The following is a 15,901-nucleotide window of genomic DNA, read 5'->3' as shown; positions in this document are numbered from 1 at the left end:
AAAAGAACAAAATATTATTGCGGAAGTAGCTCAGTTGGTAGAGCATAACCTTGCCAAGGTTAGGGTCGCGGGTTCGAGTCCCGTCTTCCGCTCAAGGTACGCTCGGATGGTGGAATGGTAGACACGCAAGACTTAAAATCTTGTGACCATTACGGTTGTGCGGGTTCAAGTCCCGCTCCGAGTACCAAGAAAAACTGCTGTAAATCAATTGATTTACAGCAGTTTTTCTTTTTTGCAGGACGCCAAAGGGCTCCAAAGAAAACGAGATATAAGATTTAAACAACTTTAACCATGAGCCACTCTTTTCCCGTTCCACTTGCCTATATTTTCCCTTTTATCCTTATTTTTGCAATACATCACTTCAGCAATTATGGTATGGAATCAATCTTCACCCGCTTACAACATTTTATCAATAAATTCACTTCATGACGGTTGAAAAAATTCAATCGACCTTCTTGAGTTGAAATCCGAATATTGGAATGACAAGACCCTACACAGGTTGTCCGTGAAGAAATTTATAAGTCATCATGCGAGTTGGTCAAGAAGTAGAACGCTTGAAACAAGAAGCGAAAAAGCTATCCTATTATTAAAAAAACTAAAATAATGCAGTGTTTTTCAGTTTTATGTGTCTTTATTATGAATTTCTCTTTTAATCCATTATTAAGGTGAAGACGACAACGAATGATCATAAATAAATCAATGGCAAACTTTCTGACGGCATTTATTCCTAACAGATCGAAAAGGGAGAAGTGGCGTGAGGAATTGGTAAAATCTGATCTATCCTTTTTGATGCGTAAGGGGTTTGCGGAGGTCATGGCAGGAATCATCCCACACAAAATGACGAGGAACCAATGGCGGGGAATTTTGCGTTATGGATTACTACGGGCTCTTAAACTCCGCTGGAAGGTATATCGCAATAGGACGGTATCTCCGAAGCATTATCTGGCTGTCTGCGCAATAGCAAAAAACGAAGGCCCCTATTTTCAGGAATGGATAGAATGGCATCATAATTTAGGAATAGAGAAGTTTTACATATATGACAACGAAAGTACGGATAATACCAAAGAAGTATTGGAACCTTACATAGTATCAGGATTGGTGGAATATGTGTTTAGGAAGGGGGTGAAACAACAACTGCCGGTCTATGATGATTGCTTGGAAAAACATCGTTTGGATGCACGTTGGATTGCGTTTATTGATCTGGATGAGTTCATAGTGCCTATGCAAGACAAAACGATTCCCCAGTTTTTGTGCAGGTTCGAGGGTGCGTCCGCAGTAGAGGTTAATTGGTTGGTATATGGTAGCGGTGGAGCCAGAAAAAAAGTGGCCGGAGGGGTCATGGAGCGATTTAAAAGACATTCGGAACCAAGCCATATTTTGAACAGGAATGTTAAGAGTATTGTCAATCCACGTCGTGTCTTTTCATTTATCGGTTGCCATGAAGTAGCAAGAATGTCCGGAAAAACTGTTGATTCGCACGGTCAATCGGTTCGAAAGAATTTCAGAGATCGCAACCCCCAGCACGATGTTATTCGTATCAACCATTATGCTGTAAAATCCTACGAAGAGTTTTTGGAAAAACGTGCCAGAGGTCGGGCTAGGGCACTTAGTATCCGGAATTTGGACTATTTTGAACAATTCGACCTTAATGATATAGAGGGGTGATCAATCGAAAAACCGAGCAAGCCGGGTAATTCTTGTTGTGGTTGATTCGAGATTTGGCCAATAACTCCCGTTCCCCAAGCCCCTTCGCTCGATTTTCCCGATACAAATTCCCCGATACCGTAATACAGCGACAGTAACTCTTGGATGATGCTTAACAACTATATTTTTACATCCCGATATGGTTCTTTCGTGAAAAAAATGTAACTTTGTCTTGTATGCTAAACCGGTATTGAGGTGAATTTTTATAAACTGATATGCCGGGAATCCTGTGCCTGAACCGGCCATGAGGATTAATATAAAGATAGAAGCTGATATTTTGGCATTGATCGTGAGAAATTAATATATAAAAAATATAGTCGTATGAAGAACCTGGAAACATCCTACATGGGCATTCCGCTCAAAAACCCGGTCATACTGGGGGCATCAGAACTGTCATCTGAGATCGATTCACTGAAAAAAGCCGAGCAGGCGGGAGCTGCAGCCATAGTCTATAAAACACTCTTTGAAGAACAGATACAGTTGGAAGATCTGCAATTCGACGAGTTGAAGGACGAGTATAACGATATCCATGCCGAGATGACTTCGCTTCACCCTGATATCGATCGTTCCGAGATCGAGTATTACTTGGTAAAGATCCGCAATGCGAAAGAAAGTCTTTCCGTACCGGTGATAGCCAGTCTGAATGCCGTGAACGAATCATCCTGGTTCCGCTATGCACGCCTGATCGAAGAGACCGGAGTGGACGGAATAGAACTCAACCTTTATCAGACACCCACGCAGTTCGACCTTGATGCGGCAGAAATCGAAAATCGACAGATAGCGATGGTTACTGAGATAAAAAAACAACTGTCCATACCGGTGAGTGTAAAGCTCAGTTCCGACTATACCAATATCCTGCACTTCGCGAAACGTCTCGATGAAGCGGGTGTAGACGGAATGGTGCTTTTCAACTCTTTCTTTCAGCCTGATATAGATATTGAGAAGGAGAGTCACAGAAGAGCATTTAACTTGAGTAAAAAGGGTGATTACAAACAGTCGTTGCGTATCGCCGGAATGCTATACGGCCGTGTGAATGCTGCCGTATGTGGTAGCAGGGGTGTCTTCAACGGGGATGATGTGATCAAGCTGATCCTCTCCGGTGCAACCTGTGTGCAGGTGGTAAGCGCTGTCTACAGACATGGGATGAAACAGATCACAGGAATGATCCGTGAGATTGAGGAATGGATGGAAAGGAAAGGCTACGATACTTTGGATCAGTTCAGGGGGAAACTTTCGGACAGTGTACTTAATAAAAATGACAATCTTTTGATTTACAAGCGGGCGCAGTATGTAGACCTGATACTACATTCCGATACGATCTTCGGAAATATGCAGCATCGCGGTTTTTAATCGTTTGTCCGGAAAGGATTCAATATAGAGAGACGGTTTCAATTGTAATGATTGAGCTTGTCTCTTTTTTACGAATATCGCTTCGGATATCGCAAAGTGATGGCAATGGTCGCGGCAATACCGGTCAGAAAGGGATAGTAGAGCTTCGGCACGATTTCCACCGGATTGATATTCGCTATTCCGGCGGCAATGAGTAATTGTGCGCCGTAAGGAATCATGCCTTGCACAAAGCAGGAGAAGGTATCCATCAGGCTGGCCGTTTTGCGGTTGTCGAGTTCGAAACGGGTACTGATATCTTTGGCAATCGGGCCGGTGATAATACAGGCGATAGTGTTATTGGCGGTGCAGAAATTGGTGAACATCACCAAACCGGCAATGGAGAATTCTGCACCACGTTTCGACGATATTTTGCGCGTGAGTATATGGATAAGCCAATCGATCCCTTTGTTGTATTTGATAACTTCGAAAACTCCGCCTGCCATAATAGTGACTATGATCAGTTCGCCCATATCCGAGACAATACCTGTTTTTGCTGATAACGTCAGATCCCATACTGAAAAATCCGGAGAGACCAATCCGAAGAACGACGAAAGTATTATTCCTGTCAGGAGGACGATAATCACATCCACACCTGCCAATGCGGTGATCAATACGACAAGATAGGGGATTACCTTTATCCAGTCGGCGCTGTCGAAAGCCACCTCGTTGGTGACGGTAATATCACGTCCCATGAAGATGTAGATCATCACCATAATGATTGCCATCGGGATGACAATCATGGAGTTGACACGGAACTTGTCAGTCATTTTACAGCCTTGTGTTTTGGTTACTACAATAGTGGTATCTGAGATAAACGAGAGGTTATCACCGAACATGGCACCCCCGATTACTACGCCGAGTATCATGGCCGGGCCTATATCGGTCTGCCCTGAAATACCGACGGCAATGGGTGCCAGCGCGGCAACGGTCCCGCTTGAAGTGCCCATTGACATGGAAATTACACATGCTGCCGCGAATAATCCTGCCATGATGGCCTGTGGCGGCATGGTATAAAGGATCAGGTTTACGGTAGCATCTACGGCTCCCATTGAACCGGCAATGGCAGAAAAAGCACCGGCAAGGATGAAGATGACGACCATGAGCATGATAGTTTCATTACCGGCACCTTTTGAGAAGATACGTAACCGTTCCGGAAAAGGAGTTCGCCGCACAGAAAGGATGGCGACGGCGGTAGCTATTGTAAAAGCCACTGAGACGGGCATATTGCGTAGGTCACGTGTAGTAGCAAACGTGATAGCGTAAAGGATAAAAAATATAGCGAAAGGGAGTAGGGCCCAGCCATTTCCCTTGTTCCCGGTTGTTTGAGGATCCATTGTTTATTATTGCCTGCTTGATAAACGGTAAATGATAACCTGTCTTGTTACGGATGGCAAAAATACAAGATAATTTCCAAACCCAAAAACAATAGTAAATTCCTATCCTGAAAAAGGAGAGGATGTGATAACCGGGTTTTGTGAAAAATCTTTCGGATCGACTTCTTTATCCAATCGGAATTTTGGGGTTAGTCTCATATTTTGGAGGAAAAAATGAAAGAAAGGTTACAGCCGATTATGGACTTGTTGACGGTAAAGCGTCTATTTCATTTATGCCTCGATTTCTTCCTTTTCGCGAGAAAATGCTTTGAGCCATATATACCCAACAATCATTGCCAAAGCCGAAGCAATCAGTACCGACAGTTTCGCAATATCCATCATCATCTTATTATCAGGAAAAGAAAGATTCGACACGAAGATTGACATGGTGAAGCCGATACCGGCCAATATGCCGATCCCGATAAACTGGGTCCAACGGATATTTGCTAACCTGACCAGTCGGAGTTTGACCATCAGATAAACAGCAAGTGTGATACCCAGCGGTTTCCCGATGAACAGACCCAGAATAATTCCGAGAGAAAGAGGGGACGTCAGTCCGGATATGGCCGCCGGTGTGATGAAAATACTGGTGTTAGCCAATGCGAAGAGGGGGACAATGAAAAAATTGACCGGAAGAGTAATTCTTCTCTCAAATGCGGGCATCTTGCTTATCGGAAGAATAAAGGCAAGTATTACTCCGGCAAATGAAGCGTGGATGCCCGATCGGAACATGCAATACCACATGATCAATCCTAGTCCGGCTGTCACAATATAAACCCATTTATGGTGGACATAACGGTTAATAAGAAATATCACGATCCCCACGGCAGCCACTCCCGCTAACCATATCAAATAAAGCGAAGAACCATAAAACAATGCAATAATGAGAATCGCACACAGGTCATCTATAATGGCCAATGCCGTCAAAAAGACTTTCATGGAATGGGGAACCGCTTTACCTAAAAGACTTATCATGCCGAGGGTGAAAGCAATATCTGTAGCGGTTGGTATGGCCCACCCGTTTGAATAGGCTGTGCCAGCAGTAATTACGGAAAAAATAACTGCCGGAAAAGCTACTCCGAACAACGCAGATGTGGTGGGGAGCATCATCCTGCTAAAAGACGAGAGTTCCCCTGTGGTCACTTCCTTTTTGATGTCGATCGCCACATGGAAAAAGAACAACGTCATCAAGGCGTCGTTTATGAAATGGATGATGGTATGCGGTAGGTGTAGATGGTGAAACCCGGGAATCGACATCTCCCAGAAATTAGAGTAAAGTTCTCCAATCCCTTTGATATTCGTTAATGCCAGCGATAGGAGAGTGCATAACAATAGAAGTACACCTAACGACCTGCTGTCGTTGATGATCCGTCGGAATAGCGACGCGCTAGGTTGGAGGTTACTAATATGTCCGGTACTCATTTTCGTTGCAGGAGAAAACTGAAATCATCTTCATTGGAAAGCTCCATCGGTTCCTGCCCGTATTTGAAGATACGGGCCTTACGGGGGCCTATCAGTTCCATCTCGTCATCTTCTACAAGAAGCATGGTGCTTTCACGAAGTCCTACTACATAGATATCACGGTTAATCTCTATAAACTCTTTGATGCGTACCTCTCTGGTCTCACCGCCATGATTCGCCGGATGATCATCGAGATAATGGGGGTTGATCTGGAAGGGAACCAATTTCAGGGTTTTAAATTTCAAGGGCTCCACAATAGGCATATCATTGGTAGTTCTTAAAGTAGGGCAGGCGATATTGGACCCGGCACTCCAACCAATGTAGGGTGTACCCTTCCTGACTTTCTTACGGATCACTTTCATCAGTCCCTTTTCCTGAAGCATCTTCACCAATTGCCATGTGTTTCCGCCTCCGACAACAATGGCATCGGCATTTTCAATAGCTTCCACAGGATTAATGAAGCGATGAATACCTGTGACATGATGGCCGATTTCTGCAAAACGGGCATTTACCTTCTCTTCATATTCATCAAAAGAAAAAGTGACTGCTGCATAAGGAATAAAAATAGCATTATTTGCTTTGTCTCCCAGAAATTCTTTGATCCGGTCTTTGGGATACTCCAGATATCCTTCACCGGGATTGGTGGAGTTGCTGATTAAGAGGAGTCTCATCATTTATATATTTTTAATTGTAATGCAAATATAATGAAAGCCGGGAAACAAGCCAAACTTGTTTGAGCTTGTCCGAGGCGCATCTTATATTCTACAGATATAATAAAAGCCGAGAGTGTAGCCTAACTAGTTGAACTTTTCCAAGGCATATCACATATTCTGCAAATATAGTGAAAAATGTTTGAAAATTATTGTTTTATTTCTGAATAGCGTAATTTTGTAGCCAAACAGAATAAGCAATGGAGACAATTTTACGTAATATACGAGCCGATCTGCGGATGTCGATGAATGGTGTGACTGCCGCCAGTATGCGGGCGAAAGGAGTAGGATATCGTATGAATTTTGGGGTGGATGTTCCACGGCTCAAACAAATCGCAGCCAAATATATGCCAGATAAAGTCTTGGCGGAAATAATGTGGAAAGAGGATGTGCGTGAGTTGAAAATACTGGCGACAATGCTCTGTCCGCCTGTCCATTTTTCTAAGGAAGATGCCTATCGTTGGGTACAGGGTGCAGCCAATCAGGAAATCCGTGAACAAGTGTGTAAAAATCTTTTCCAGGAGTTGCCTTATGCTGATGAGTTAGTAGAGGATTGGACGGGAAGCGATGATGAAACTATTCGCACTACCGGATATTGGCTTTTTGCCAGGTTATGCATTATCCAATCTGAATTGGTAAAACATATCCACTTTGAAGAATTGTTGGGAAGGGCGAAGAGCGATCTGAAAGGCGAATCGCTGTTATTACGCCAATCGGCATTGAATGTATTGAAGTTCTTCGGTAGAACCTCAGCTGGTAATGCAGAAAGAGTGTTGCAGCTGATATCCGGGTTTGAATACTCTGCCAATCCTCAGGAAAAAGAGATTTTTGATCTGCTCTTTTTTGAGTTCGATCTATAACCGTTATTGTTTGAAATTCTTACTGATAAAAAACAATGACAGGAGAAGGTTCAAAATGAGAAAGGCTCCGCTTCCTGCCAGAAAAAAGCCTTTCCATCGGGGAAATACTATTAATGAAATCACTGATGCGATTGCGATCAATACGATGATGACCCACATCACGGTAAGGATTGTTTTCTTCTTTGACATATCTCTCCTATAATTCTTACAAAGATAATAAATTTTTATTCGTGATGATAAGGTTCATTGTGTAAAATTGTCATTGCACGATAAAGCTGTTCTGCAAAGACTAACCTTACCATTTGGTGAGTAAAAGTCATCCTGGATAGCGACACCATTTCGTTGGCTCTTTCCCGAACTTCGCCGGAAAATCCATAAGGGCCTCCCACAACGAAGACCAGCCGCTTTGAAGCAGAAAAAGACTTTTTCTCTATATATCCGGCAAACTCCACTGAACAGTATTGTTTCCCTTTGTCATCGAGTAGAACAACATGATCTGATGGTTGGAGCCATTTCAGTAGTTTTTCCCCTTCCTGCTTTTTTTGTTCTTTCTCGGAGAGATTCTTTGTGTTTTTTATATCTGGGATGAACTGCATTTCGAGTGGCATATAGTAATTGACCCTCTTTTTGTACTCTTCTATGATTTGTGAAAAAAGAGGATCGTCGGTCTTGCCTATGGAAAGTAAAATAATTTTCATTCAATTTAATTGTTATTCGTTCGCTTCGCTCTTGTTATCTGATTTCATTGTTATTTCCTGCCTTGCGGGATGTTCACTTCGTGTTATTGTCAAATAACCATTGAACAACTACTGAATAACCACAGAATATGAGTAATTTGGCCTGAGAAAACGAAAAAAGCTGTCTTTAAGGACAAATATAATTGTTTATTTCTTATTTTTGCACTAAAATTCTTGTAAAAAAATAACAAAACGGGCAGATTGTTTGTTTTATGATATAGCGGAGCAGTATCGTTTTTAGTATGACAGAAAAAGAGTTAATTCATAACCTTATCCGATTAGCTTTTACAGAAGATATCGGAGACGGAGACCACACCACCCTCTGTAGTATCCCGGAGACAGAAGAAGGGAAATCCAAATTACTTATTAAGGAGGAAGGTATACTTGCCGGTGTAGATATAGCGATTGAAGTATTCCATACCTTTGATCCGGCGTTACAGGTAGAGGTTTTCCTTCAAGATGGGACATATGTTAAACCGGGAGACATAGCCTTTGTGGTATCGGGAAAGGTACGCTCCATTTTGCAGACCGAGCGGCTTGTACTTAATATTATGCAGCGCATGAGCGGTATCGCCACCATAACCAACAGCTATATGAAACTACTTGAAGGTACGGCAGCAAAAGTACTCGACACCCGGAAAACCACTCCGGGAATGCGCATCCTTGAAAAACAAGCTGTCAGGATCGGGGGAGGAGAGAATCACCGGATAGGACTGTTTGATATGATCCTGTTGAAAGACAATCATGTGGATTTTGCAGGAGGAATTGAAAAAGCTATCCGCGGTGCACAAAACTATTTAAAAGAGAAAAACAAAAAACTCAAAATTGAGGTAGAGGTAAGAACCCTGGATGAACTTGAAGAGGCGCTCCGCGTAGGTGGAGTAGACAGGATCATGCTCGATAATTTTACTCCTGCACAAACCTTCGATGCAGTGAAGATCGTGAAGGCTGTGAATGAACATGTGGAGTTGGAATCTTCGGGTGGGATCACTATCGATACCATTCGTGAATATGCCGAAACAGGGGTGGATTATATATCGGTAGGTGCACTGACTCATTCGGTGAAAAGTCTCGATATGAGTTTAAAAGCAATCTGATGTAACATGGAACAAAACGAGGAAAAGCAGGATTTGCTCGACAGGCGGTATATGCGTATGGCTTTTATATGGGCGGAAAACTCTTATTGCAAACGCAGAAAGGTCGGTGCGCTCCTGGTGAAAGATAAGATGATCATTTCCGACGGTTATAATGGCACTCCCTCAGGTTTTGAGAATGTGTGTGAAGATGAAAATGATATAACAAAACCTTATGTGCTCCATGCCGAGGCGAATGCGATTACGAAAGTAGCCCGGTCCAATAACAGTAGTGATGGAGCCACGCTTTATGTCACCTCTTCACCTTGTATTGAGTGTGCCAAGTTAATCATCCAGGCTGGTATAAGCAGAGTGGTATTTGCCGAAAATTACCGGTTGAGCGATGGAATTGATCTGTTGAGAAGAGCCAATGTTGAACTTGTTTCGGTAGAAATTGATAAATAGTAACAGGAGAAATTGGATGAATGCAGGAAAGAAGGCCCGGATATGGCTGCCTTTATGGATAGGCGTTAGTATTGCATTGGGTATATTTATCGGAAGCAGATATAGTCAGTTCGGACGTTCGGGAAGTGTGGAAGGATCCGGAAAGATAGATGCGGTGCTGAACTATGTCAGGGAGTCGTATGTCGATACGGTCAATATGCGCCAATTGGTAGAGGACGCACTGCCCAATATTATCCGGGAACTGGATCCTCATTCAGAATATATCTCTGCTACCGATATGCGACGGGTGAACGAAGACCTGGAAGGCCATTTCTCAGGGATTGGCGTTAATTTTTATGTCCTGAGGGATACCATTGTAGTAACAGGTATCGTACCGGGTGGCCCGTCTGAAGCCGCAGGTATTATACATTGGGACAGGATCGTGACGGTGAATGATACTTTAGTCGCCGGAACAAAACTCCGTAATGAAGAAGTGATGGAAAAACTACGCGGTGAAATGGGCTCTGAAGTGAAACTGGGGATTCTGAGACCCGGTGACGACTACTTGCGTGAAATCATCGTTACCCGGGGAGATATCCCCATGAACAGCGTCAATGCAGCCTATATGTTGACGAATAAGATCGGTTTTATTAAATTGGGGAAAAACTTCGGCTTTAACACCTTCAGCGAATTCATCTCAGCCATATCCAAGTTGAAAAGCCAGGGTGCTAACTCTTTTGTGATCGATCTCAGAGGAAATGTGGGAGGATCCCTGGATGTAGTAGTGGCTATGGTGAACGAATTTTTGAACAGAGGCGACCTGATCGTATATACACAAGGTCGGAATTTTCCGAGGACTGACAGCTATGCGAACGGATCCGGAACCTGCAAGGAAGACGATGTCGTGGTGCTGATCGACGAATTCAGTGCATCCGCCAGTGAGATCTTTGCCGGAGCTGTCCAGGATCACGACAGAGGTTTGGTGATAGGCAGGCGCTCATTTGGTAAGGGACTGGTACAGGGACAGCGTAATTTTCCTGACGGTTCGGCCGTGAGACTCACTGTGGCTCGCTATTATACAGCTTCGGGCAGATCTATCCAGCGCGGATATGAAAGGGGAAGATATGATGAATATGAAATGGAGGCTATTAACCGTTATATAGAAGGAGATTATGTTAACGTGGATACAGTATCCAACCATCTTATTCCTTTTCAGACGGCAGGAGGCAGGACGGTCTATGGTGGAGGCGGAATCATGCCTGATATCTTTGTGCCTCGCGACACAGCAGGGATAAATCCCTATTATAATATGGTAGTGAATAACCGGTTAGATGAGAAATATGCGATGCTTTATTCCGATATGAACCGTGAAAAGCTGAATAGTTTCGATACCTGGCAGGAACTTTACCGGTATTTGCAGCAACAACCGTTGCTGTTAAACCTGGTGAGCTTTGCAGATCATAACGGTATCAGAAGAAGGCCTTACTATGTTCAGGAATCGAGTGAGTTGCTGGAGAATGTAATGTATGCCTATATTATCCGTAACTTCTTTGGAGAAGAAGCTTTCTGGGCAGCCTACCACAAGGAAGATCCATTGATTAAAAAGGGAATTGAATTGATAGAAACAGGGAAGACTACACATCAATCTATTGTGACCGAGGAGTATAAACTTAACTAGACTATTATGAGTAATTTAATACATAATTTTTTTTTATCGAACAGGGTTTTATCCCGTTTTACAATTTTCGTGATTGACATTCTCATGATCATGTTTTCCTGTTTAGTGATGTATCTGATGAGATATGGGTTTGTCGGGCTTACACCCGAAGTCAGGGCCGATGGTGTCACGTTAGGGGTAATCCTGGTTTTTGTCAATTCGATTACTTTTATATTGTTTCGTACATTCAGTGGCATTCTAAGATTCTCTTCATTCTCCGACCTGATGAGAATCACATATGCATTAATAGTGGGTTACGCATTTGCCTATCTTGGCATTGTTATATTGAAGAGCCATCAGACCGATTTTTACCTCGATGATGTTACATTCATCTCTATATTCTTTTTCAATATGTTCCTGATGATTTTTTCGAGGATACTGACGAAAGAGGTATATGAATTTATTACAGGGAGAGATGTGAAACCTGTTAATGTATTTATCTATGGAACTAAAGAGGCTGGAATAAGTGTTGCGAAAGGATTGAAGGGGAATAGTGAATTCAACTACCGGGTACTCGGATTCATATCCGACGAAAGCCAGATGGTGGGAAAGGAGTTGATGGGGATAACGATCTATGCGAATAATGAAAATATATTCAGGACACTGGAGAGTAAGGATGTGAAGACCATCATCGTTTCACCTCAGCAAATGGAGGAGATAAAGAATTCTGACCTCCTGAGTAATTTTGTGGATCATAACATCTCATTGCTAACTACTGTACCTTTGAACGAGTGGAACGGAATGATTATGAGCAAGGAGCAGTTGAAAGACGTACAGATTGAAGATCTTTTGCCCCGTGATCCGATCCACATCAATATGTTGAAGATAGCTTCAAATATTGAAGGCAAACGTGTAATGGTGACAGGTGCCGCCGGATCGATAGGTAGCGAGATAGTCCGCCAGGTAGCCAATTTCAATCCCTACAGTATTATTCTTATAGATCAGGCGGAAACCCCGTTACATGACATGAGGCTCGAACTGAAAGATAAATGGAGGGAACTCCGTGCCGAGATCATTGTGGCCGATGTCAGCAATGCCAGCCGGATGGAGCGTATCTTTTCCAGGACACGGCCGCAGTATATTTTCCATGCAGCGGCATACAAGCATGTGCCGATGATGGAGGACAATGTGTCGGAATCGGTACAGACCAATATCCTTGGGACGAAGATCGTCGCAGACCTGGCCGTAAAATACAATGCCGACAAATTTGTGATGGTCTCTACCGACAAGGCGGTGAACCCTTCAAATGTAATGGGTTGTTCCAAAAGGATTTGTGAGATCTACGTACAGTCGCTGGCAAAATATATAGCAAAAAGCGGGAAGAGAACTACGCAGTTTATTACTACCCGTTTTGGTAATGTGTTGGGATCGAACGGTTCGGTAATACCTTTGTTCAGGGAACAGATAAAGAATGGAGGTCCTGTTACCGTAACCCATCCGGAGATCATCCGTTATTTCATGACCATTCCGGAAGCGTGTCAGTTGGTACTCGAAGCGGGTGCTATGGGCAAAGGCGGAGAAATCTATATTTTCGATATGGGTAAGCCTGTCAAAATCCTGGATCTGGCAAAAAGGATGATCCGGCTTTCCGGTTCAAAGAATATCAAAATTGAGTTTACCGGATTACGGCATGGGGAAAAACTCTATGAAGAACTATTGAACATAGCCGAGCATACCAAACCGACCTATCATGAGAAAATAATGATCGCAGATGTGCGTGAGTATGAATATGAAGAGGTGAACCGCAAAATAAACGCTCTGATTCATGCTTCTTACGAATATGATGATATGCGGACAGTGAAGAAGATGAAAGAAGTCGTCCCCGAATTCCGTAGTATAAATTCTCCTTTCGAGGCGGTAGACCGGCTATTGGAGAAAATCTCTGAAAAAGAATCGTTTGTCCCTGTTCCTAAGGATAAGGGATAGATTATTCGCTTAGATCGCGTTGTGTATCACATAACGAAGTGTAGTATCCTCCTTGTGCATAAAGAGTGGAATGTTGCCCCGATTCCACAATTTGCCCATCTTTCATTACATAGATCTCATCAGCATTTTTGATGGTGGATAATCTGTGGGCTATCACAATGGTAGTCCGGTTTTTCATCAGTTTCTCCAGCGCTTCCTGTACCAGCCGTTCCGAATCGGTATCGAGGGCCGAAGTGGCTTCGTCCAGTATCAGGATCTTCGGGTTTTTCAGTATAGCCCGTGCAATGCTGATGCGTTGGCGCTGTCCTCCCGACAGCTTACCGCCCCGGTCGCCGATATTGGTTTGATAGCCGTGTTCGGTAGCCATAATGAACCCGTGGGCATTGGCTATTTTTGCAGCGTTGATCACTTCGCTTTCCGTGGCGTTGGTAACCCCAAAGGCAATATTATTATAAAAGGTGTCGTTAAACAGGATAGCTTCCTGGTTTACATAACCCATCAGCGACCTCAGATCCCGGACTTTCATATCTTTTATATTGATCCCGTCGATAAGAATTTCGCCCTTCTGTATATCATAGAACCGGGGCAGGAGATCAGCCATAGTCGATTTTCCGGATCCCGACTGACCGACAAGAGCAATGGTCTTTCCCTTATCTATCTTCAGATTCACTCCTTTGATGACCCAATCTGTTTCATATTTAAACCATACATCCTTGTAATCTATATAGGAATTGAATGTAACCGCGACAGATTGTGCCGGGTCGGTAATCTTATTGTCGGCAGTCAGTATTTTGTCGATACGCTCCATCGATGCCAGTCCACGCTGTACGGCATAAGCCGATTTGGAAAATTCCTTGGCGGGATTGATAATACTATAGAATATGGTCAGATAGTAAATGAACGAGGCGGCATCAATCATACTATTGCCCTCTAATATCAAGGTACCCCCGAACCAGAGTACAATGGCGATAGTGATTGTCCCCAGCAACTCACTCATGGGGTGTGCCAATTGCTGCCTGCGAGCGATCCTGTTCGACATCCGCCTGAACTCGTTATTCCCTCTATGAAATCTTCCGGAGATCTTATTTTCTGCTCCGAATGCTTTGATTACCCGTAGCCCGCTTAGTGTCTCCTCCATCTGCGACATCAGTTCTCCCCATTTGTTCTGAGCCGTGAAAGAACTTCTTTTCAGGCTTCTACCTACACGTCCCATCACAAGCCCCATCACCGGAAGCACGACCATTACGAAGAGAGTCAGTTGCCAGCTTAACATTACCATAGTGGTCAGATAGATCAGGATCAGGATTGGATTCTTAAAGAGCATATCGAGAGAGCTCATCACCGAGTTCTCTACTTCATTTACATCGCCCGATACCCTGGAAAGAATATCCCCTTTTCTCTCTTCCGTAAAGAAGCCGAGAGGAAGGGAAAGTACTTTGTCATTGATCTGGTTCCGGATATCTTTCACTACGCCGGTTCTTATAGGAATAAGAAAGTATGAACCAAAATAGGCAGTTCCTGTTTTCAGGAGGGTCATCACAATCAGGAAGGTGGCTAGTGCCATTAATGTGGTACTGCTCCCGTGTGTTTCGATAAGTTGTGTTATATACCAGTTTGCATTATTAAGTAAAATATCCACAAACGAATAGTCAGAACTCCCCCATTCGATAAATGAATATGTTTCCCTGTTTATTTTGAATAAAACCTGGAGAATGGGAATAATGGTTGCAAGAGAAAAGACATTCAATATAGCTGTCAAGATATTGAAGATAAATGCCAGGATGACATATTTCTTATAAGGAGGTAAAAACCGTTTTAAGATATGAATAATACCTTTCATCTGTTTGTGCTTATTTTATACGTTTTATTTGCACCTCTGGTTTGTTGTCACTTACATTATGCCGTTGCGATAACTGTTTCGATAAGCTAACACAAAGGCAAAACTTGTTTTGACTATGTTGAGCGTAGAATTATCAATCGAGGAGCGAAAGCGACTCAAATAGCGCAATAAACTTGAAATGCCTAATATAATTGAATTGTTGCAGTCCTCTAAATGGTGCAATGTAGATTTTGTGCGAAGATACTTATAAAATGTGATTCTATGGAAAAAATTGCATCTTTTCACTTTTTAATATAATTTCTCACTCTCTTGTTTATTCCTGTCTGTAGATTTTCCTTTCCGGATTTTTCATATCGAATATCTGTTTTTCTATTTTTTCTATAGAATGTTGTCGTTTTTCCTGCATTTTTAAGAGAAAATCAGGAGAGGGAATTCTCGGGTTTTTCTCCCGGTTTTGACCTGTTTCCCATTTTTTTTCTGTCAGCCTGAAAAAAAGATTATTTTTTTTCTTGAGGTAATGATATGATCTTCTTTTGTTTGATTGAAAATCGGGGAAAATGACAGAAAAAAAGATTGATTTTTTTTGTTGAATTGTTTGGATGGTAAGAAAAGAGTCTCTATCTTTGCACCCGCTTTCAGGAAATAAGTCCTGAGTCGAAAGCAAGGA

The 15,901-nt window shown here is 42.9% G+C and carries 13 protein-coding genes and 2 tRNA genes; 9 read left to right on the top strand and 6 right to left on the bottom strand.

Going from position 1 to position 15,901, the window contains the following annotated elements:
• The first annotated feature begins 19 nt into the window (after positions 1-19).
• From U2P89_RS13810 to U2P89_RS13795, 4 genes are all read left to right on the top strand, one after another.
• Positions 20-92 (top strand) — tRNA-Gly (locus tag U2P89_RS13810).
• A gap of 8 nt (positions 93-100) precedes the next feature.
• Positions 101-187, top strand: a tRNA-Leu gene (locus U2P89_RS13805).
• A 512-nt stretch (positions 188-699) separates the two neighbouring features.
• A complete protein-coding gene (locus U2P89_RS13800) occupies positions 700-1,665 on the top strand; it encodes a glycosyltransferase family 92 protein (RefSeq protein ID WP_232001500.1) in 966 nt (321 codons plus the stop codon).
• 360 nt (positions 1,666-2,025) lie between these two features.
• Positions 2,026-3,054: a dihydroorotate dehydrogenase-like protein gene (locus tag U2P89_RS13795; protein WP_091909088.1), complete on the top strand. Its 1,029-nt coding sequence runs from the start codon at positions 2,026-2,028 to the stop codon at positions 3,052-3,054.
• A gap of 68 nt (positions 3,055-3,122) precedes the next feature.
• Here U2P89_RS13795 and U2P89_RS13790 read toward each other — a convergent pair whose 3' ends face one another.
• From U2P89_RS13790 to pepE, 3 genes are all read right to left on the bottom strand, one after another.
• Entirely contained in the window at positions 3,123-4,427 is a 1,305-nt protein-coding gene (locus U2P89_RS13790; protein WP_091909091.1) for a Na+/H+ antiporter NhaC family protein, read from the bottom strand.
• A gap of 270 nt (positions 4,428-4,697) precedes the next feature.
• Entirely contained in the window at positions 4,698-5,888 is a 1,191-nt protein-coding gene (nhaA, locus tag U2P89_RS13785) for a Na+/H+ antiporter NhaA (RefSeq protein ID WP_091909093.1), read from the bottom strand.
• The gene (gene pepE, locus U2P89_RS13780) at positions 5,885-6,598 is read right to left on the bottom strand and encodes a dipeptidase PepE (RefSeq protein ID WP_091909117.1); all 714 of its coding nucleotides are present in this window, start codon (positions 6,596-6,598) and stop codon (positions 5,885-5,887) included. The genes nhaA and pepE overlap by 4 nt, the downstream gene beginning before the upstream one ends.
• 239 nt (positions 6,599-6,837) lie before the next feature.
• Here pepE and U2P89_RS13775 point away from each other — a divergent pair, with 239 nt between their 5' ends.
• Positions 6,838-7,497 carry a DNA alkylation repair protein gene (locus tag U2P89_RS13775; protein ID WP_091909096.1) on the top strand — a complete coding sequence of 220 codons (660 nt, stop codon included), beginning with the start codon at positions 6,838-6,840 and terminating at the stop codon, positions 7,495-7,497.
• A gap of 3 nt (positions 7,498-7,500) precedes the next feature.
• Here the strand turns inward: U2P89_RS13775 and U2P89_RS13770 are convergent, their stop codons facing one another.
• Both U2P89_RS13770 and rlmH read right to left on the bottom strand, forming a co-directional pair.
• Entirely contained in the window at positions 7,501-7,686 is a 186-nt protein-coding gene (locus U2P89_RS13770; protein ID WP_091909099.1) for a hypothetical protein, read from the bottom strand.
• A gap of 35 nt (positions 7,687-7,721) precedes the next feature.
• On the bottom strand, positions 7,722-8,195 hold the full coding sequence (gene rlmH / locus U2P89_RS13765) for a 23S rRNA (pseudouridine(1915)-N(3))-methyltransferase RlmH (protein WP_091909102.1): 474 nt from the start codon (positions 8,193-8,195) through the stop codon (positions 7,722-7,724).
• A gap of 281 nt (positions 8,196-8,476) precedes the next feature.
• Between rlmH and nadC the strand changes: the two genes are divergently transcribed.
• From nadC to U2P89_RS13745, 4 genes are read left to right on the top strand one after another with little or no spacing between them, the layout of a single operon-like run.
• Positions 8,477-9,331, top strand: a complete 855-nt coding sequence (gene nadC, locus U2P89_RS13760; protein WP_091909104.1) for a carboxylating nicotinate-nucleotide diphosphorylase — start codon at positions 8,477-8,479, stop codon at positions 9,329-9,331.
• Positions 9,332-9,337: 6 nt separating this feature from the next.
• On the top strand, positions 9,338-9,772 hold the full coding sequence (locus U2P89_RS13755) for a deoxycytidylate deaminase (RefSeq protein ID WP_092027812.1): 435 nt from the start codon (positions 9,338-9,340) through the stop codon (positions 9,770-9,772).
• A gap of 16 nt (positions 9,773-9,788) precedes the next feature.
• Positions 9,789-11,429 (top strand): S41 family peptidase, encoded by a 1,641-nt coding sequence (locus tag U2P89_RS13750; RefSeq protein WP_322191665.1) that lies wholly within the window; start codon positions 9,789-9,791, stop codon positions 11,427-11,429.
• Between the two features lie 6 nt (positions 11,430-11,435).
• Complete coding sequence (locus U2P89_RS13745) at positions 11,436-13,394, top strand: nucleoside-diphosphate sugar epimerase/dehydratase (RefSeq protein ID WP_322191664.1); 1,959 nt, start codon at positions 11,436-11,438, stop codon at positions 13,392-13,394.
• Between the two features lies 1 nt (position 13,395).
• Here U2P89_RS13745 and U2P89_RS13740 read toward each other — a convergent pair whose 3' ends face one another.
• Positions 13,396-15,234, bottom strand: a complete 1,839-nt coding sequence (locus tag U2P89_RS13740; RefSeq protein WP_091909112.1) for an ABC transporter ATP-binding protein — start codon at positions 15,232-15,234, stop codon at positions 13,396-13,398.
• Between the last annotated feature and the right edge of the window lie 667 nt (positions 15,235-15,901).

This window comes from Proteiniphilum sp. (assembly GCF_034331125.1).
Taxonomy (GTDB): domain Bacteria; phylum Bacteroidota; class Bacteroidia; order Bacteroidales; family Dysgonomonadaceae; genus Proteiniphilum; species Proteiniphilum saccharofermentans.
This window is presented reverse-complemented; position numbering and strand designations above follow the sequence as displayed.

Coding starts and splice junctions, on each gene's coding strand:
- U2P89_RS13800 (WP_232001500.1), top strand. CDS start 700: ATGGCAAACTTTCTGACGGCATTTATTCCTAACAGATCGAAAAGGGAG.
- U2P89_RS13795 (WP_091909088.1), top strand. CDS start 2,026: ATGAAGAACCTGGAAACATCCTACATGGGCATTCCGCTCAAAAACCCG.
- U2P89_RS13790 (WP_091909091.1), bottom strand. CDS start 4,427: ATGGATCCTCAAACAACCGGGAACAAGGGAAATGGCTGGGCCCTACTC.
- nhaA (WP_091909093.1), bottom strand. CDS start 5,888: ATGAGTACCGGACATATTAGTAACCTCCAACCTAGCGCGTCGCTATTC.
- pepE (WP_091909117.1), bottom strand. CDS start 6,598: ATGAGACTCCTCTTAATCAGCAACTCCACCAATCCCGGTGAAGGATAT.
- U2P89_RS13775 (WP_091909096.1), top strand. CDS start 6,838: ATGGAGACAATTTTACGTAATATACGAGCCGATCTGCGGATGTCGATG.
- U2P89_RS13770 (WP_091909099.1), bottom strand. CDS start 7,686: ATGTCAAAGAAGAAAACAATCCTTACCGTGATGTGGGTCATCATCGTA.
- rlmH (WP_091909102.1), bottom strand. CDS start 8,195: ATGAAAATTATTTTACTTTCCATAGGCAAGACCGACGATCCTCTTTTT.
- nadC (WP_091909104.1), top strand. CDS start 8,477: ATGACAGAAAAAGAGTTAATTCATAACCTTATCCGATTAGCTTTTACA.
- U2P89_RS13755 (WP_092027812.1), top strand. CDS start 9,338: ATGGAACAAAACGAGGAAAAGCAGGATTTGCTCGACAGGCGGTATATG.
- U2P89_RS13750 (WP_322191665.1), top strand. CDS start 9,789: ATGAATGCAGGAAAGAAGGCCCGGATATGGCTGCCTTTATGGATAGGC.
- U2P89_RS13745 (WP_322191664.1), top strand. CDS start 11,436: ATGAGTAATTTAATACATAATTTTTTTTTATCGAACAGGGTTTTATCC.
- U2P89_RS13740 (WP_091909112.1), bottom strand. CDS start 15,234: ATGAAAGGTATTATTCATATCTTAAAACGGTTTTTACCTCCTTATAAG.